Genomic DNA, 17,233 nt, shown 5'->3' with positions numbered 1-17,233 from the left:
TATTGTTTTCTGAACCTGCGGTGCCCTAAGAAGCCTCGATGAGCATCGCGATCCGTTCTTCTCACTTTGCTTGGCGGACGGTTCAGATCCGCCCGCCCATCCGGTCAGCTGCCGCGAAATACGGGCTTACGCTTTCCATGGAATGCCTCTACGCCCTCGCGGAAATCGTCTGAGCTGCGAAGGCGGCTATAGCAGTGCCCCTCCAGCTCGATAGCGATCGACAGAGGAGCGTCCTCTGTGTCGTTCAGCAGCTTTTTCGCGGTGCGCTGAGCCAAAGGGGAGAAGGCGCGCAACTCGTCGACCAGCGCGTCAGTCGCGGCTGTCAGGTCGCCGTCGGCGACGCAGTCCACGGCGATACCCCAGTCGTACGCTTGGAGGCCAGGAATACGGCGCGAGCGCATTACGATGTCTTTGGTGCGGCCCACGCCCACCATCTTTTGCAGCCGCGCTGAGCCACCAGAGCCCGGAATCTGCCCGAGCTTCTGCTCCGGTAGCGCGTATTCGGTTGTATGGGTGGCAATGCGGAAGTCGCACGCCAGCGACAGTTCAAAGCCCACGCCAAAGCAGTAACCTTGGTTTGCTGCGATGACGGGTTTGCTGCAGCGTGCCGGTGCGGCCACGTTCCACGCCAGCTTGGAAACATGCTCGGGCGAGGCTTCCAGGAAGCCCTTGATATCGCCGCCGCTGGAAAAATGCGCGCCCAACGCACGCACGACGATGACGCGCACGCGGTCGTCGGCGTCAAGTGCCTCAAACACTGCGCGCAGCTGGTCGCGGGCGGCCATTGAAATCACGTTGTATGGCGGGCGGTGCAACACGATGTCCGCGCGTTCGCGTGTCGGGTCGATCTCAACGAAAAAGCCGTCAAGATCCTGAAGTCGTTGCTGATCGGGATGGGCCAATGCAAAGGCCTGGGTCATATCCATGTGGTTACTCCTTGTTCAGATCGTGGGAAGAAGGGCTGGGTAGAGCGGTGTATTCACCCTCCGACAGCTTGCGGCGCAGGATCTTGCCGACCGGTGACTTTGGGATATCGGCTACGAATACGTAGTCGCGCGGGCGCTTGAAATTGGCCAGTTCGGAGTCGCGGCAATAGGCATCCAGTGTGTTGGCATCTACGTCGTCGTGCGGCTTGACGAAAGCGACGACTTTTTGGCCCCAGCGCGGGTCCGGCAAACCGGCTACGGCGACCTCATCCACGGCAGGGTGCAGGGAGAGGACCGACTCGATATCGGCAGGCGAGATGTTCTCGCCTCCGCTGATGATCATGTCGTCCACGCGGCCACTGACGAATAGATCCCCCTCTGCGTCGAAGTAGCCGGTGTCACCGGTGAAGTACCAGCCCTGGCGCAGGGACTTCGCGTTGGCATCGTCGCGATTCCAATACCCCTCAAAGGCTTCGTCGCCGCGCAGTTCGACGATGATCTGCCCTTCTTCGCCAGGAGCCACCACCGCTTCCGGCGAGTCGGTGTCCAAGCGGACTAGGCGCAGTCGTGTATTGAGCCCAGCGCGACCCGCGCTGCCGGGCTTGCCCGCCGCGCGCTGTTCGACACTGAACGTGTAGACCTCGGACGAGCCGTAGTGGTTAACGAACAGCTCTGGGTGGAACGCCTGCTCCAGCCGCTTCAGCAGACCGTCATTCATCGCTGCACCGGCAAAGCCGAGCTTGCTGACTGAGTGCACGCGCAACGCGTCAAAGCCCGGATCGGCCAGCAGGTCGTGATAGAGCGTGGGGACGAGGTAGAGACAAGTCACGCGATGATCAGCGATAGCTTGCAGCGTCTGAGACGGACTCCAGCGCCGCACGCAGACGAAAAGACCGTCCACCAGTGCCATCGCCAGCAAGGAGCGCACGCCCATCGTGTGATACAGCGGCATCACCCCGAGCGTACGCTCGCCTCGCCGGTACAGGTTCTGAGCGACGTGCGCCAACGCAGCTGCGCGCTCTTGCCTGTGGCGGCGGGGCACGCCCTTTGGCCGTCCAGTTGTGCCCGAGGTGTACAACATGAGCGAGACGTCATCCGCTTCGGGCAGGACGCTGTCTGGCCGTGGCGCGGCGCCCAGCAGGGTGTCAAATGACAGCGAAGAGTGTGGTGCGCCGTCCAGTGCGATGCGGAGGATTTTCATCGCGGCAGGACTGCCGAGAACGGCGTCTGCACTGACTGGCTCGAAGACCAGTGCTTTTGCGTCTGCGTCACATACGCAATAGTCGAGCTCGTCCGGCTTGGCGCGCCAATTCAGCGGGACGATGACGATCCCGGTGAACTGGCAAGCCCAGTGAAGGGTCGCCATCTCCCAGCGGTTCTGCAGGATGGCAAGCAGGCGTTCGCCAGGGCGCAGGCCAAGGTCAAGCAGGCCTGCGGCCACGCTCTGGATGCGCGTCAGCCATTGCGCATAGGAGAGTTTCAGGTCCCCGTCGACTATGGCGAGAGCGTGGGGGCTGCGCTCCACGCTCTGCAGGAATGTGCGGCCGAGATCAAGCATTGCTGGTCTCCTCGGAAACCGGCGCTGAAATCGGGCGTGCCCCTGCGCGGCTGGCGGCGACGTCAAGGACGGCGGCAACGATCGGTGTGTAGCCGGTACAGCGGCACAGATGACCGGACAACATCTCGCGCACTTGCGCCTCAGTCGGCTCGGGCACGCGCTCCAGATAGTCTGCGCACGACATCAGGATGCCTGCCGTGCAGAAGCCGCATTGCAGGGCGTGATGGCGGCGGAAAGCCTCCTGTAAATCGCTCAAACCTTCGTGCGTGGCGAGGCCTTCGACGGTGTCGACTGCACGACCGTCCGCCTGCACGGCCAGCATCAGGCAGGAGCGGGAAGCCACGCCGTCCACACGCACCGTGCACGCACCGCATACGCCATGCTCACAACCAACGTGGGTGCCGGTGGCGCCGAGCTCATGGCGCAGGAAGTCGGATAGCAACTCGCGCGGCGCACACAGGCCGGTACGCGCGCTGCCGTTCAATGTCAGGGCGATGCGGTGGTGCTCCTGTCGCCGCATCACAGAAAGCGCATTGGATGGCGCGCCGCCTTTCTTGGTTTTACTCATCTTGCCTCCTCGATTGCGCGCATGCCCAGTTGCCGCACGAGGTGGCGGCGGTACTGCGCGCTGACATGGGCGTCGTCTTGCGCGCCCAATTTCCAACTGAAATCGTTGATGGCCTCCGTAAGTGCCTTGCCTTGCAGGCGCGGCCAACGCTCGAGCACCGGCCGGTCTGCTACTCCGCCCACGGCAAGGGCGATGGCATCGTCGGTGACGATGGCCGCGCACGCCACCAGGGCAAAGTCGCCATGGCGGGCCGAGAACTCAGTGAAGCCGTAGCGCGCACCGGGCTGCCGCAACGGGAAGCGCACGGCTTCCACCAGCTCGTCAGGCTCGCGCGCGGTCATCAGCATTCCCTGAAAGAAATCGGTGGCCTGCATCACGCGGCGGCGGCGCAGCGAACGCAGCACCACTTGTCCGTCGAGCGCAGTGAGCACCAGTGGCAGCTCGGCGCTCGGGTCGGCGTGGGCAATGGAGCCGCACACCGTGCCGCGGTTGCGAATCTGGAAATGCGAGATGTGCGGGAAAGCCAGCGCCAGCAGCGGCACCTCGTTGGCGAGCGACGGACGCCACTCCACGTTGCCCTGTGTGGCCGCAGCGCTTACTTCCAGGTGGCCGTCTTCCACTCGCACGGCGTTCAGGTCATGCGTGCGAGAGATATCGACCAGCAGTTGCGGCTGCGCGAGGCGCATGTTCAGCACGGCCATCAGCGACTGGCCTCCGGCAAGTACACGGGCGTCTTCACCTGCATGGGCGAGCGCTTCCAGCGCATGCTGCGTGGACTCTGCGCGCAGATAGTCAAAGGCGGGGGGTTTCATCGCCGGGCTCCAAAAAGCGCGAGCAGCCGCGCGATCCAACCTGGTTTGCGTACTGGCTTGCCGCCCGCTTGCCGGCCCAGGGATTCAAACAACTGGCGCAGCACCACCTTGGCCGCGCCTTCAAGCATGCGGCCGCCGACCGCTGCGACCTTGCCGGATACCTCGGCCTCATAGTCGTACGTGAGACGCGTGCCACCCTCGTGCGGCGCCAGCTCGACCATGCCCGAGCCACGTGCGCTGCCAAGCGACGACAGGCCGGCCCCCGACAGTCGCAGCCGGTGCGGGGGTTCCAGGTCGGACAGCGCAATCTCGGCTTCGTAGCGCGCTTTGATCATGCCCACCCCTACGGTCACGTCGGCGCGGTAGCGGTTGTCTCCGATCGGCTCCAACACGTGGCAACCAGGTACGACCTGGGCCAGAGCTTGCGGGTCGAGTAGAACAGCGAATACGGCCTCGGGCGGTGCATCCAAATCAACCGTTCCGCGTGCACTCAGAGCCTTTGCGCCCTTGGACCTTTCTTTGCCTCCGGTGGCGGCAGCCGTTGCCGTTTCCGCCAGTTCGAGGCGCGATGGCGGGGGGTCTTCGAGACCGATCATCGCCATGACCTTGGCGGGCGTCAGAGGCAACCGGATATCCCGCACTCCGAGGGCGTCGGCTACAGCATTGGCGATGCATGGCGGCGTGGTCATGTTGTTGCCTTCGCCGAGCCCCTTGGCCCCGAGCGGCGTGAACGGACTCGGTGTCTCCAGATGCACGATCATCGGATCGGGCACCTCGCACGTTGTGGGCAACAGGTAGTCCGCCAACGTGCCGGACTGGAAGCTGCCATCGGGGCCGTAGCGGAACTCCTCCATCAGCGCTGCGCCCAGCCCTTGTGCGAACGCGCCGCGAATCTGGCCGTCGGCGAGCGCAGGGTTGAGCAGCTTGCCGGCGTCGTGCGCTGTCACGTAGCGGTCAATGCGGACGCGCCCGGTGGCACGGTCGATTTCCAGGCCGCACAGGTCGAACGCGAAGCCATAGCATGCGGACGTGTTGATACGGTCCTGCTCGTCCGGTGCGTCAAGGTTTGGCGGTGACCAGAACACGGTTTCGCGCAGGCCCGGTTCCTCACCGGCAGGCAGCAATTGCGGCGACCAGTGCGGCGCATTGCTCGCAGCGCGGGCAAACACCACGGCGGTCTCGGGGGCATCTCTGCGCGTAATGCGCCCCTCGGCGAAGATCAGTTCGGCTGGGTCGCAGTCGAGTTGCGAGGCCACGATGCGGGCCAGCTTGTCGCGAACGCGTGTTGCGGCCAGATGGACCGTGCCTGCCACGGCTCCCGCAAACCGGCTGGAATAATTGCCGGCGGCCACCGACCATGCGTCTTTGTGGGTATCGAATTCGACATTGACGATGACCTCGGCCGGGTCGATGCCAAGCACGTCGGCCACGACCTGCGCGCAGACAGTCATGTGGCCCTGCCCGGCGGGCGTGGACGCAATCGTCACCACCACACCGCCCAGCAGGTCGACGCTGACCGTGGCGCTTGCAATGGCGCCGTTCTTCGGGCCGGCCTTGCGGCGTGCCTCGGCCGGCGTGGCAGTCGTGATGTAGCCCATGTTCGACACCGAGGGCTCGACAATCGCCGCAAAGCCGATGCCATAGAGCCGCCCTTCGGCCCGCGCGATGTCTCGGCGGCGCTTCAGTTCGTCGTAGGCGCCTGTTTCGAGCGCGCGAGACATCGCCAGTTGGTAGTTGCCGGAATCGAGCAGCGCGCCGGCTGCAGCGCGGTAGGGAAAGGCGTTGGACGGAACGAAGTTACGTCGGTAGACGTCGAGCGGATCGAGGTTGAGTTCGATCGAGATCCGCTGCACGAGCCGCTCAAGCGCGAAATACACCTGCGGTCCGCCGAAACCGCGTACGAGGCCGGTAGGCGTCTTGTTGGTTAGCACAACGCGGTTGCGCACGCGCAGGTTGGGAATTGCGTAAGCGCCCGTCAGTACACCGTGCATCCGGTAGAAGGTCGCGGGCTCCGGCGCGCGCAGGTAGCCACCGCAGTCTTCGAGCTGATCGTAATCAAGAGCGACGATCCGGCCATCCGCTTCGACGGCAGCTTCGATGGTGGACAGACGCGCGGTGGCCGAGGTCGCTGCACTCAGGTGTTCGAGTCTGTCCTCGACCCATTTCACTGGCGCGCCGGCCTTGCGCGAGGCGAGGCACATCAAGACCACGTAGGGGAATACGGCCTGCTTCACGCCGAAGCTGCCCCCGGAATCGCGGGGAGCGATGTGGCGCAGATGGTTGGCCGACACCTGCAGGGCCATCGCCATCACGGCGTGCAGCGAGAACGGCCCCATGAAGTTCGAGGTGACCTGGTAGCCCTCGTTACCCGGCAGATGCTCGGCAATGACCACGCCGCACTCGATGGGCGTGCATGTGTTGCGCGGGTAGTGCACAGTCAGCGAAACGCGATGCGGTGCGGTGGCAAAGGCGGCCTCCGGGTCACCGTAGCGGAAATGACGATCGCTGGCGACGTTGCTACCCAGGCCGCTGTGCAGTTGGGGCGCGGCGTCGGCTATTGCGGCTTCGATTGACACCACGGGTGGCAGCACACGGTAATCCACCCGCACAAGGTCGAGTGCGTCTTCGGCCAAGGCACGGCTCTCAGCCACGACCACGGCGACTGGCTCACCGACGTATCGCACGCGGTCCATTGCCAGTGCCCATTGCTCCATCGGCGCTTTGACGCCCACCACGAAGGGCTTGGACCAGGCTGGCAGGTCGGCCCCGGTCAGCACAGCGCGAACCCCCGGCGCCTTCAGCGCGGCGGCGAAGTCAATCAGACCGAGTTCGGCGTGCGCGTGTGGCGAGCGAAGTATGGCGGCGTGGAGGGTGCCGGGTTTTACGCCGAGGTCGTCGGCATAGCGACCGCGGCCCGTGAGGATGGCAGCATCTTCGACGCGCTGCATCGGGCGGCCGACGTAGGGCTGCCCCGTTGTCTGCTGTGTCTCCTGCGCCGTGCCGGTCGTCTCGCCAGCATCGAATCTCTTCATTTGCGACTCCGTTGTACGCGTCGGGATTGCGCCGGAGGATCGGCGCGACCGCGTAACGTGCATCGCAGATTAGTGAGAGCAAGATATAACTTCTAATACTATTTTGTGATCAACAAAATAATTTATTCTGATACCTGCTTTCGCGCACTTCCAGCACGGGCGCCGACGGGGATGGAACCGCTGTGTCTCATAATTGATGGCATGGGGTGCCATGACCATCGTCGCAGGGACCGCAAAGATTGATGCCGCACGCGGTACCGTTCATACCCATCCGAATATGGATCTCAAGCAAATTCAGTACTTCATCGCGCTTTTCGAAGAAGGCTCTGTCACGCGGGCAGCCAAGCGGTTGAATATCGTGCAGCCGGCCCTGAGCATGCAGATAGCCAAGCTCGAGGATGAGTTCGGACAGAAGCTTTTTGAACGCATCCCGCACGGTATGGCGCCAACTGCCGCTGGCCGGATGATGCACCGACTGTTTCTACCCATCGTGCGCGATCTCGCGAGTGCCCGGCAGCAGATGATGCAGCGCGAGGAGAATATGGCCGGCCGTATCACGATCGGCATGGTGGCTTCCGAGACAGAGAGCGTGCTGGTCGGAGCCCTGGCACGCTTTAACGCGAGCTATCCGAACGTAGAGGTGTCTGTGGCAGATGGCTTCAGCACGGCACTGATCAACCTTGTTTCCGCCGGCCAGCTCGATGCAGCGGTGGTCCATCGCCAACGTGGTCGGCTGGCGCTGCAGGTGCAGTCCCTACATGACGAAGAGATGGTTTTAGTGACGAGTGTCGCAAATGGCCCTGAATTACCGGAATCGGTGGAAATGGCGAAACTGCCTGGACTGGAGCTTGTGTTACCGACGAAGTCGCACGGCCTGCGCGTGGTATTGGATACTGCCACGCAGGCGCATGACGTCACGCTGGCGCCAAAGTTCGAAATTGACATCCTTGGGACCATCGTGCAGTTCGTTGAAGCTACGCGTTTCGCCACTGTGTTGCCGCGCATCGTGGTGCAGCGTGCCGTGGAAGAGGGACGGCTGCGCATGCATACCATTGTTGCGCCGCGCATCGTGCGGCATCTGGTTTGCGTCAGCCATCCTCAGCGGCCTTTGAGCACGGCGACCGAGGCGTTGATTGCAATCGTGACCGAAGAAATCAAGCGCGTTTCGGGGATGGCGTAGCGCAGAGGGGGCGATGCGCGGTGCATCCGGCTACGGGGCGTGCTCCGGCAGAAATGATGCATCGTGAGCCATGTGTTCGGTCGCTTCCGTCGGCGGAAAAGTGGCGGGATCGGTACTCGCGACTGAGAGATAGGATCGAGGCGCCGTCTAGGCGAGGCGGCGTTAGGAAGCGCTGATTTTCGTTTCACACGACTGAGTTACAGGGTTCGATCCCTGCACCACGCACCAAACTGACGAGAAGTCGCTTCTTTGTCCGCGTTCTCCGTGCGGGCTTTTCGGACAGCGTCTTTATCGCGTCCGGCAAAACTTGCCTCTGGGGCAAAAAAGAGACACCTTCGGTCGATCTGTTTCGGTCGTTCCGACAGGAGCTGTGGGCGCCTGCCCGGCGATAAAACGCATATCGTCCCGTGATTTGCACACTGGGTTGTTGCATCACCGCAAGAAAGGCTGCCGCTACAAACGTAACGCCGCAGGCGCGCGCCATGCGCAGTACGGTGCTATCACAGTTGGCGGCGCACTGAAATGCAGGGATATCCCCCTCCTGTATTCAGCGTGCGCGCGGGAACTCGCGCAGATCGGTTACGTACCAACCTGCGAGCGCGGGAAGGCGGCATGGGTACGCTTTCTGCTGTGCTCGGGTAGCCGATCGTCGTGGTGCGTGTGTGTTGATGCATCGTGCAAGGTCCGTTTAGCACTTCATGCAGTCGAGCGCTAACGCAATCGCGATTGGTTGTGCACCGTTCGGTGCCATCAACCGTTCTTGTGATCATCGGTGATTCGTCTACAGTGGAATCAGCAACGCACGCAAGAACTAGCCTGGCTCTCGCTTGTTGGTGTGGAGTAGGGAAGAAATCTACGGGGGAGATATGGATATTTTCCGCCACTACGCAACGCGTTTTGAAGCACGCAAAGAGGACGAGTACAGCATCCAGGAGTATCTGGATATCTGCAAAAAAGACTCGACCGCCTACGCGACCGCCGCTGAGCGCATGCTCACCGCGATTGGTCAGCCGGAACTGGTGGACACCCACCACGATCCTCGGCTGTCACGATTGTTCTTCAACAAGGTCATCAAGATCTACCCGGCCTTCCGGGAGTTCTACGGCATGGAAGACACGATCGAGCAGATCGTTTCCTTCTTCAAACATGCCGCGCAGGGCCTTGAGGAACGCAAACAGATCCTTTACCTGCTCGGGCCTCCGGGCGGCGGCAAATCCTCGCTGGCCGAGAAGTTGAAGTCGTTGATGGAGCAGATCCCCATCTACGCACTGAAGGGCTCGCCGATACACGAGTCCCCGCTCGGGCTGTTCTCGCCTGAGGAAGACGGCAAGATTCTGGAGGAAGACTACGGTATCCCGAGACGCTATCTGAACTCGATTGCCTCGCCGTGGGCGGTGAAACGGCTGCACGAGTTCAATGGCGATATCACGCGTTTCCGCGTGGTGAAGCTGCATCCGTCGGTGTTGTCGCAGATTGCGATCTCCAAGACCGAGCCGGGCGACGAAAACAATCAGGATATTTCGTCGCTGGTTGGCAAGGTCGACATTCGCAAGCTGGAGGACTATCCGCAGGACGATCCGGATGCGTATTCGTATTCGGGCGGGCTGTGCCTGGCCAACCGCGGGCTGCTCGAGTTCGTCGAGATGTTCAAGGCGCCGATCAAGGTCTTGCACCCGCTGCTGACGGCCACGCAGGAAGGCAACTACAAGGGCACGGAAGGGTTTGGCGCGATCCCGTTCGATGGCGTCATCCTGGCGCACTCGAACGAGGCGGAGTGGCAAAGCTTCAAATCCGATCGCAACAACGAGGCTTTCCTGGATCGCATCTACATCGTCAAGGTGCCGTACTGCCTGCGCGTGTCGGACGAGGTGAAGATCTACGACAAGCTGCTGCGTAACAGCTCGCTCGCAGCGGCGCCCTGCGCGCCGAACACGCTGAAGATGATGGCGCAGTTCGCGGTGCTCACGCGCATCAAGGAGCCCGAGAATTCCAACATTTTCTCGAAGATGCGCGTGTACGACGGCGAGAGCCTGAAGGATGTCGACCCGAAAGCGAAGTCGTATCAGGAGTACCGCGACTTTGCCGGCATCGACGAGGGCATGACGGGCTTGTCGACGCGCTTTGCGTTCAAGGTGCTCTCGAAGGTCTTCAACTTCGATGGGACGGAGGTGGCGGCCAATCCGGTGCACTTGCTCTACGTGCTCGAGCAGCAGATCGAGCGCGAGCAGTTCCCACCGGAGACGGAATCCAAGCTGATGTCCTACATCAAGGAGTACCTCACGTCGCCGTACGTGGAGTTCATTGGCAAGGAGATTCAGACTTCGTATCTGGAGTCGTATTCGGAGTACGGGCAAAACATTTTCGATCGCTACGTGGTGTTCGCTGACCTGTGGATCCAGGATCAGGAATATCGCGACCCGAACACCGGCGAGATTCTCGATCGCAGTGCGTTGAATGACGAATTGGAGAAGGTGGAAAAGCCCGCGGGCATTTCCAACCCGAAGGACTTCCGCAACGAGATCGTCAATTTCGTGCTACGGGCGCGGGCCAAGAACGGGGGCAAGAACCCGGTCTGGACGAGCTACGAGAAGCTGCGTGCGGTGATCGAGAAGCGGATGTTCTCGACCACGGAAGATTTGCTGCCCGTGATCTCGTTCAATGCCAAGTCATCGCATGACGACAAGGAGAAGCACGAGAACTTCGTCAATCGCATGGTGGAGAAGGGCTACACCCAGAAGCAGGTCCGCTTGCTGGTGGAGTGGTATCTGCGCGTCAGGAAGTCATCTTAAGGAGACCAGAAGAGGGCGAACACACCCAGCGAACTTCCAATCGAGGGCAGTTACATGGGCACGATCATTGATCGGCGGGAGAACGGTGGCGGCAAGAGCACCGTCAACAAGCAACGCTTCATCAAGCGTTACCGAGACCAGATCCGCCGCGCGGTGGCCAAGGCCGTGACGGGCCGCAAGATCATGGACATCGAGCAGAGCGGGCAGGTGTCCATTCCCGTCAAGGACATCTCGGAGCCCATGTTCCACCACGGCTCGGGCGGGCGCCGCGAGGGCGTGCACCCGGGCAACAAGGAGTTCATTCGCGGCGACAGCTTCGACCGTCCGCAGCAGGGCAGCGGCGGTACCGGTTCGCAAGCCAGCGACTCGGGCGAGGGCGAAGACGATTTCATTTTCACGCTCTCGCGCGAAGACTTCCTCAACTTCTTTTTCGAAGACATGGCGTTGCCCGATCTTGCCAAGCGCAGCCTGGCCAAGATCGCCGAGGTGCGCAAGGTGCGCGCGGGCTTCTCGCTCGACGGCACGCCGTCCAACCTGTCGATTCTGCGCACGATGCGCAGTTCGATCGGTCGTCGTATCGCGTTGTCCAGCCCGTATCAGCGCCGCCTGCATGAGCTGGAGCGCGAGTACAACGAGGAGCTGGAAAACGACGGCCCCTACAGCGTACGCGCGCAAGAGCTGATGAAGGAGATGCGCCATCTGCGCTCGTGTCTGGATCGCGTGCCGTTCATCGAAAAGCTCGATCTACGCTACAACAATCGCGTGCTGCGCAAGCGGCCGCAGGCGCAGGCGGTGATGTTCTGCGTAATGGACGTATCCGGCTCGATGGACGAATCGCGCAAGGACCTGGCCAAGCGTTTCTTCATGCTGCTGTATCTGTTCCTGAAGCGGAACTACGAGCGCATCGACGTCGTCTTCATCCGCCACCACACCGTGGCCAAGGAGGTGGATGAGGAGGATTTCTTTCACTCGCGCGAGTCGGGTGGCACGGTCGTGTCGAGCGCACTCAAGCTGATGGCGGAAGTGATGCAGGAGCGCTATTCGCCGAGCCAATGGAACATCTATTGCGCGCAAGCTTCGGATGGCGACAACTGGGCGGGCGATTCTGAGCTATGCGCAAAGCTGCTGCGCGAAACGATCCTGCCGCTGACGCAGTATTACGCCTATGTTGAGGTGGTTTCCACGGAGCCCCAGAACCTGTGGGAGGAGTATCTTACGTTGAAGGCGGGGCACGACAACTTCGCGATGCAGCGCATTCTCAAGGCGGACGAAATCTATCCGGTACTGCACGAGTTGTTTCAGAAGCGCGCTGCCTGATCGCCGATCGGGCGGCGCCAGGTTGCTCCAGCTTGGCACTGTCGCCGTGCAGTGGCGGTGTGTGCCATGGCGAGCACACCATCTGTGACCCAGTGTGATGGACCAACGGGAACGAGCATGGCCTATCTATCTACGGGCTCGGAGTGGACCTTCGAGCTGATCAGGCGCTACGACCAAAGCATCGCCCAGATTGCCGCAGACTTCGGCCTGGACACCTATCCGAACCAGATCGAGATCATTACCGCCGAGCAGATGCTCGATGCCTACGCGTCGTCCGGCTTGCCGCTGGGCTACAACCACTGGTCATACGGCAAGCATTTCCTTGCATCGGAGCGCGGCTACCAGCGCGGGCTCATGGGGTTGGCCTACGAGATCGTCATCAACTCGAATCCCTGCATCGCCTATCTGATGGAGGAGAACACGATGCCGATGCAGGCGCTGACGATCGCGCATGCCTGCTATGGCCACAACTCCTTCTTCAAGGGCAATTACCTGTTCCGCACGTGGACGAACGCCGACGCGATCGTCGATTACCTGCTTTTCGCCAAGAACTACGTGGCCGAATGCGAGCAGCGCTACGGCGAACAGGAGGTGGAACTGCTGCTCGATTCCTGCCACGCATTGCAGAACTACGGGGTCGATCGTTATCGGCGGCCGAAGAAGCTGTCGATCAACGAAGAGCAGGCGCGCCAGGCGGAGCGCGAGAAATACCTGGAAGCGCAGGTGAACGACCTGTGGCGCACGCTGCCGACGCACCGCGCTCGCGCGCTCGCAACGGCGGACGACATACCGGAACCCGATCCGCAATTCCCGCCGGAACCGGAAGAGAACCTGCTGTACTTCATCGAGAAGAACGCGCCCAAGTTGCAGCCCTGGCAACGAGAAATCGTGCGCATCGTGCGCAAGATCGCGCAGTACTTCTATCCGCAGCGCCAGACCAAGGTGATGAACGAAGGCTGGGCCACCTTCTGGCACTACACCATCCTGCACAAGCTGTACGACGAAAAACTCGTCAACGACGCCTTCATGCTCGAGCTGCTGCAGGCCCACACCAACGTGATCTATCAGCCGCCATTCAACAGCCCGTATTACAGCGGCCTGAACCCGTACACGCTGGGCTTTCTGATGTTCCAGGACATTCGGCGCATCTGTGAATCGCCGGAAGAGGAAGACTACCGCTGGGCGCCCGAGATTGCCGGCAGCGATTGGCAGAAGACGCTCGACTTCGCCATGCGCAACTTCAAGGACGAGAGCTTCCTCTTGCAATTCCTCTCGCCGCGCGTGATCCGTGAGTTGAAGCTGTTCTCCGTGCTCGATGACGACCGCGATGCCAAGCTGCGCGTCACCGCCATCCACGACGAGGATGGCTATCGCAAGATCCGAGAGTTGTTGGCAGGACAGTACGACTTGTCGAACATCGAGCCCAACATCCAGGTGACCAACGTCGACGTGGGCGGCGATCGTTCACTGACGCTGCGGCACTTGCAGAGCAGCCGTCGCCCGCTCGCGTCGAACTACGAGGAGATGCTGCGCCACGTCGTGCGCCTGTGGGGCTTTACGTGCCGGCTGGAAGTCGTCTACGAAGACGGGCGCCGCGAGATGAAGCACGAGTGCAGGCCTGACTAGCACGCGTCCGTTTCCACAAGGCCAGCCTTGCGCTGGCTTTCTTCTTTTCCACCGCAGGCGCGGATGTCGGCCATGCTGCTCTCGGGACAGCTACATGCCGAACCGGAAATGGCCGCTGCGCAGCACGATGTTGTGCGAGTCCGTCAGCTTGAACAGCGAGCGCGCCATGTCTTCAATAGTGCCGCGGTGCGATTCCATCGCTTGCAGCAGATCTTCCTGGCGCCACGAGCGGGCGCCGAAATGCTCCTCGAGCGCTTCCGCCGTCACCGCATAGCAGGCCGGGACGCCGTCGACGCTGGCGCTGCAGGTGAGGGTGAGATCCGCAGCGCAATAGCGTGGCGGGCTGGTGTGAAATTCGATGGTTTCCATGGGCGGCCTCCATGAAAAGACGGCGACGCACGGTGCGCCGCCTTCCAACCAGTGTATGGCGTGGTCGCGTGAATGCAATGTCGCCGCTGCGTGTTTTCACCCGGTGGCGAAGCCCTGACGCACCACGCCCGATCAGCCCGCCGGATGCCACGGGCATGTGGAGGCGAGCCGCGCTACATTGCGCACATCTGCAGTCGGGCAAGGCTTGCCTTGCAGCGTGACAGCCAGAGCGCCGCTTCGGTCCGATTGTTCACGCCAATCTGCCGGAACAGCGCGTACAGATGGTTTTTGATGGTGCCCTCAGCCACGTTGAGCACGCGACAGATCTGCTTGTTGGATTTGCCTTCTGCAAGCAGTTGTAGCACCTCGTGCTGCCGCGGCGTGAGGCGGCGCCAGATTTCGGCCGGGCTCTCTCCAGGGGTGTGGCGCGGATCATCGGGGTAGAGATTGCTGATGGGCGGCAAGTAGACCGCGCCCGAGGTAATGCGCTGCAGGGCCTCCAGCAGGACATCGGCCGTGGCCTGCCGGTCGACCACGCCGGCGGCGCCGAAGCGCAGCGCGTCGCCCACCACGTGCCGGCCCACCGCTTGAACCGTCAGCAACACAGGCACTTCTGGCAGCACCGCTTTCAACTCCGATAAACGTTGTCGCGCGTCGTCGTCCTCTGCGCTCCATTCCATCACGACGGCTGTGGGTTCGGCTTGCCTGCAAGCCGGTCCGATTTGCGCGGTGTAGTGCGTATCGATAAACACACCCTGCGCGTCGAGTGCATTCAATACATTGGACACACCTGCCGCAAAAAGCGGCAAGCTATCGATTACCAGAATATTCATCGACCCCTCGTACTTCAGTTAATTGTTTTCGGCGAAACCGATTATTTTGTAGAGCGGGATCGGTCCGGATGCATTGAAACGGAAGTGCAGTGCCGAAAGTCACGGGCTGCCAATCGTCATGTACTGGGCCGCTGTTCCGTGGCCATGACTGGGACTTTCGAGGCATCGAACCCCGCAGGAAAAACTCTTACTTTGGATTCGGGCGCACAAACCTGCGCGTCCGATTAATTCAATGTGAGGAGTTTTAAATGGACAACGGACTTATCGGGTCGGTTATCAATGCGCTGCCGATCGACAAGATGATCTCTGCGCCGCTGCAGGCGATGATCGCAGCGCAAACCTCGGCGGCAAAATCCTATGCCGATTTTCTGCTGCAGGTATGTATTCAGAACGGCAAAGCCGTTGCGGTGCAATTTGATTACGACGAAACCATCGTCGACGAGAAGGGTGTGGCGCAGGGCACGATCCAGAAGACGATGCGTATTCCACTGCTGTGCGCGGTCGTGCATCCGGTGATCGCCATCGAGGAGGGCACGATCGATTTCGAACTGGAGATTACGCAGTCGGAGAAATCGTCGTCCACCACCGAGGCAGAAGGGTCCTTCCAGGCCAAATTCGGCTGGGGCCCGTTCAGCGTATCGGTGTCGGGCCGCGCCTCGCACAAGTCGGAGCAGACGCGTAGCACGGATACGCGCGCCAAGTACTCCTTCCACACCCAGGTCAAGCGCCAGAACCCGCCGGAAGCGCTGATGCGCGTGATGGAGTTCTTGACTGACGCTGCAACCAAGCCGGTGGTCGTCAAGGGCAAGGAGAACGACGTCAAGCCGCTGCCCGCCACGCCGACCGACGGCACGATGGTCGGCGAAAAGGTGCCGGCTGGCGGTAACGCGCCGGCCCCGGCTCCGGCAACTCCGTAAGCCGCCCCGGCGATGGACGCCGGCCGGCCTCCCCACGGTCGGCGTCCTGATCGGTGCGCGCCTGCCGCGCGCCGCCCATTGATCTGATCGATCCGACCGACCCGACCCCATGTTCAAACTCTTCAGCCGCCGCGGGCGTGACGATGACCGTGCATCGTCAGCGCCCGCCACACCGTCGGCACCGCCCACCAGTTCGCCGTCGGCGCCACCTGGGTCTTCCGGTGCCGCGCCGTTTTCCGAGGCAGCGTCCGATGCGCCTCCGCCGTCGCCTCCGGGTTCATCGCCCCCTGGCGGAGGTGGCGGCAGTAACAGCCACGGTCATCCGGGCTTGAATGGCCTGACGCTGGACGACATTACGCGTGGCATGCAGCACGCAGCCGCGTCCGCCAACCAGATGCTTGCGCAGCAGTACACCGCGCTGCTCGATCAGTTTTTCGATGCCGACGAGGCCGGCACGCTGGTGGCGCGGGAGGTCGAACTTGCGCTCGACAGTCAGCACCGGCTGGCGCTGCCGCTGGTGTCGCTTGCGATGCCGCGTGGCCTCGCGCTCGATGAAATGACGGTGAACATGACCGTGCGCAGCGACATTGCCGAGACCTTGCCCGTGCACGGCGCTGCCACCGGCGGTGTTGGCCGGTTCTACGTCTCGCTCGCGCCGCATTCCGAGCGTGACACCGGCCGCGACAGCGAGCACATCGACATCGAGATGAAGTTCACCGCGTTGCAGGCGCCGGAAGCCGTAATGCGCGTCATCGACGAATACACGAATCGGCTGGTGCCACGGCCTGTGCAGCCAAATGCCGAGGCTCCAGACGGCCGCGCCAACCCCAGCACGCCCCAGGAGAAGAGCGATGAGCACTGAGCACAACCCGCGCGCCACCGGCGAGCGAGGCCTCGCGCTGATCAAGGAATCGGAAGGGCTGCGTCTGTCGACGTATCTGGATGCAGTCGGCAAACCGACCATCGGCTACGGCCACCTGATTCGGCCCGGCGAGACCTTTAATGGGCCGATCTCGCAGCAGCAGGCCGAAGCGCTGCTGCGCAAAGACCTGGCCGACACCGAGCAGGGCATTGCCAAGGCCGTGCGCGTGTCGATTACGCAAGGTCAATTCGACGCACTGGCGTCCTTTGTCTTCAACCTGGGGGCGGGGCGGCTTCGCTCTTCAACGCTGCTGCGCAAGCTCAACGCGGGCGACTACGCCGGCGCGGCCAATCAGTTCCTGCTGTGGGACAAGGCCGGCGGCAAGCCGCTCAAAGGACTGACGAAGCGCCGCCAGGCCGAACGCAAGTTGTTCCTGTCCTGATT

At 62.1% G+C, this 17,233-nt stretch carries 14 protein-coding genes; 7 read left to right on the top strand and 7 right to left on the bottom strand.

The window, feature by feature from the left end; translation table 11 throughout:
• Positions 1–104: 104 nt before the first annotated feature.
• Genes AAHM38_RS08745 through AAHM38_RS08725 form a run of 5 tightly spaced genes read right to left on the bottom strand, consistent with a single transcriptional unit; the run spans position 105 to position 6,896 of the window.
• Positions 105–920: an enoyl-CoA hydratase/isomerase family protein gene (locus tag AAHM38_RS08745; RefSeq protein ID WP_179817586.1), complete on the bottom strand. Its 816-nt coding sequence runs from the start codon at positions 918–920 to the stop codon at positions 105–107.
• 10 nt (positions 921–930) lie between these two features.
• On the bottom strand, positions 931–2,484 hold the full coding sequence (locus AAHM38_RS08740) for an AMP-binding protein (protein WP_116576068.1): 1,554 nt from the start codon (positions 2,482–2,484) through the stop codon (positions 931–933).
• Complete coding sequence (locus AAHM38_RS08735) at positions 2,477–3,052, bottom strand: (2Fe-2S)-binding protein (protein ID WP_009240916.1); 576 nt, start codon at positions 3,050–3,052, stop codon at positions 2,477–2,479. The genes AAHM38_RS08740 and AAHM38_RS08735 overlap by 8 nt, the downstream gene beginning before the upstream one ends.
• Positions 3,049–3,864 carry an FAD binding domain-containing protein gene (locus AAHM38_RS08730; RefSeq protein ID WP_024972552.1) on the bottom strand — a complete coding sequence of 272 codons (816 nt, stop codon included), beginning with the start codon at positions 3,862–3,864 and terminating at the stop codon, positions 3,049–3,051. The genes AAHM38_RS08735 and AAHM38_RS08730 overlap by 4 nt, the downstream gene beginning before the upstream one ends.
• Complete coding sequence (locus AAHM38_RS08725) at positions 3,861–6,896, bottom strand: xanthine dehydrogenase family protein molybdopterin-binding subunit (RefSeq protein WP_116576069.1); 3,036 nt, start codon at positions 6,894–6,896, stop codon at positions 3,861–3,863. The genes AAHM38_RS08730 and AAHM38_RS08725 overlap by 4 nt, the downstream gene beginning before the upstream one ends.
• A gap of 277 nt (positions 6,897–7,173) precedes the next feature.
• On the opposite strand from AAHM38_RS08725, the gene AAHM38_RS08720 reads away from it, so the two are divergent.
• From AAHM38_RS08720 to AAHM38_RS08705, 4 genes are all read left to right on the top strand, one after another.
• Complete coding sequence (locus AAHM38_RS08720) at positions 7,174–8,076, top strand: LysR family transcriptional regulator (RefSeq protein ID WP_116576113.1); 903 nt, start codon at positions 7,174–7,176, stop codon at positions 8,074–8,076.
• A gap of 866 nt (positions 8,077–8,942) precedes the next feature.
• Positions 8,943–10,865 (top strand): PrkA family serine protein kinase, encoded by a 1,923-nt coding sequence (locus AAHM38_RS08715; RefSeq protein ID WP_004634293.1) that lies wholly within the window; start codon positions 8,943–8,945, stop codon positions 10,863–10,865.
• A gap of 54 nt (positions 10,866–10,919) precedes the next feature.
• Positions 10,920–12,182, top strand: a complete 1,263-nt coding sequence (locus AAHM38_RS08710) for a YeaH/YhbH family protein (RefSeq protein WP_009240912.1) — start codon at positions 10,920–10,922, stop codon at positions 12,180–12,182.
• A 117-nt stretch (positions 12,183–12,299) separates the two neighbouring features.
• Positions 12,300–13,808 carry a SpoVR family protein gene (locus AAHM38_RS08705; protein WP_116576070.1) on the top strand — a complete coding sequence of 503 codons (1,509 nt, stop codon included), beginning with the start codon at positions 12,300–12,302 and terminating at the stop codon, positions 13,806–13,808.
• 90 nt (positions 13,809–13,898) lie between these two features.
• Here the strand turns inward: AAHM38_RS08705 and AAHM38_RS08700 are convergent, their stop codons facing one another.
• Together AAHM38_RS08700 and AAHM38_RS08695 are read right to left on the bottom strand one after the other, a co-directional pair.
• The gene (locus AAHM38_RS08700) at positions 13,899–14,177 is read right to left on the bottom strand and encodes a DUF1488 domain-containing protein (RefSeq protein WP_065856552.1); all 279 of its coding nucleotides are present in this window, start codon (positions 14,175–14,177) and stop codon (positions 13,899–13,901) included.
• 173 nt (positions 14,178–14,350) lie between these two features.
• Complete coding sequence (locus AAHM38_RS08695; RefSeq protein ID WP_065856550.1) at positions 14,351–15,010, bottom strand: response regulator transcription factor; 660 nt, start codon at positions 15,008–15,010, stop codon at positions 14,351–14,353.
• A gap of 248 nt (positions 15,011–15,258) precedes the next feature.
• Here AAHM38_RS08695 and AAHM38_RS08690 point away from each other — a divergent pair, with 248 nt between their 5' ends.
• From AAHM38_RS08690 to AAHM38_RS08680, 3 genes are all read left to right on the top strand, one after another.
• Positions 15,259–15,927, top strand: a complete 669-nt coding sequence (locus AAHM38_RS08690; protein WP_116576071.1) for a DUF2589 domain-containing protein — start codon at positions 15,259–15,261, stop codon at positions 15,925–15,927.
• Between the two features lie 109 nt (positions 15,928–16,036).
• The gene (locus AAHM38_RS08685) at positions 16,037–16,789 is read left to right on the top strand and encodes a DUF2589 domain-containing protein (protein ID WP_116576072.1); all 753 of its coding nucleotides are present in this window, start codon (positions 16,037–16,039) and stop codon (positions 16,787–16,789) included.
• Complete coding sequence (locus AAHM38_RS08680) at positions 16,779–17,231, top strand: lysozyme (protein WP_009240906.1); 453 nt, start codon at positions 16,779–16,781, stop codon at positions 17,229–17,231. The genes AAHM38_RS08685 and AAHM38_RS08680 overlap by 11 nt, the downstream gene beginning before the upstream one ends.
• Positions 17,232–17,233 lie beyond the last annotated feature (2 nt).

It is taken from the genome of Ralstonia sp. OTU4908 (assembly GCF_038440115.1).
Taxonomy (GTDB): domain Bacteria; phylum Pseudomonadota; class Gammaproteobacteria; order Burkholderiales; family Burkholderiaceae; genus Ralstonia; species Ralstonia pickettii.
Note: the sequence above shows the minus strand (reverse complement) of the source record. Positions and strands in the feature narration are given on the sequence as shown.

Excerpts from the sequence above, each read along its gene's own strand:
- AAHM38_RS08710 (WP_009240912.1), top strand. The coding sequence starts at position 10,920 with ATGGGCACGATCATTGATCGGCGGGAGAACGGTGGCGGCAAGAGCACC.
- AAHM38_RS08705 (WP_116576070.1), top strand. The coding sequence starts at position 12,300 with ATGGCCTATCTATCTACGGGCTCGGAGTGGACCTTCGAGCTGATCAGG.
- AAHM38_RS08695 (WP_065856550.1), bottom strand. The coding sequence starts at position 15,010 with ATGAATATTCTGGTAATCGATAGCTTGCCGCTTTTTGCGGCAGGTGTG.
- AAHM38_RS08730 (WP_024972552.1), bottom strand. The coding sequence starts at position 3,864 with ATGAAACCCCCCGCCTTTGACTATCTGCGCGCAGAGTCCACGCAGCAT.
- AAHM38_RS08685 (WP_116576072.1), top strand. The coding sequence starts at position 16,037 with ATGTTCAAACTCTTCAGCCGCCGCGGGCGTGACGATGACCGTGCATCG.
- AAHM38_RS08700 (WP_065856552.1), bottom strand. The coding sequence starts at position 14,177 with ATGGAAACCATCGAATTTCACACCAGCCCGCCACGCTATTGCGCTGCG.
- AAHM38_RS08735 (WP_009240916.1), bottom strand. The coding sequence starts at position 3,052 with ATGAGTAAAACCAAGAAAGGCGGCGCGCCATCCAATGCGCTTTCTGTG.
- AAHM38_RS08725 (WP_116576069.1), bottom strand. The coding sequence starts at position 6,896 with ATGAAGAGATTCGATGCTGGCGAGACGACCGGCACGGCGCAGGAGACA.
- AAHM38_RS08740 (WP_116576068.1), bottom strand. The coding sequence starts at position 2,484 with ATGCTTGATCTCGGCCGCACATTCCTGCAGAGCGTGGAGCGCAGCCCC.
- AAHM38_RS08720 (WP_116576113.1), top strand. The coding sequence starts at position 7,174 with ATGGATCTCAAGCAAATTCAGTACTTCATCGCGCTTTTCGAAGAAGGC.
- AAHM38_RS08690 (WP_116576071.1), top strand. The coding sequence starts at position 15,259 with ATGGACAACGGACTTATCGGGTCGGTTATCAATGCGCTGCCGATCGAC.
- AAHM38_RS08745 (WP_179817586.1), bottom strand. The coding sequence starts at position 920 with ATGACCCAGGCCTTTGCATTGGCCCATCCCGATCAGCAACGACTTCAG.
- AAHM38_RS08715 (WP_004634293.1), top strand. The coding sequence starts at position 8,943 with ATGGATATTTTCCGCCACTACGCAACGCGTTTTGAAGCACGCAAAGAG.
- AAHM38_RS08680 (WP_009240906.1), top strand. The coding sequence starts at position 16,779 with ATGAGCACTGAGCACAACCCGCGCGCCACCGGCGAGCGAGGCCTCGCG.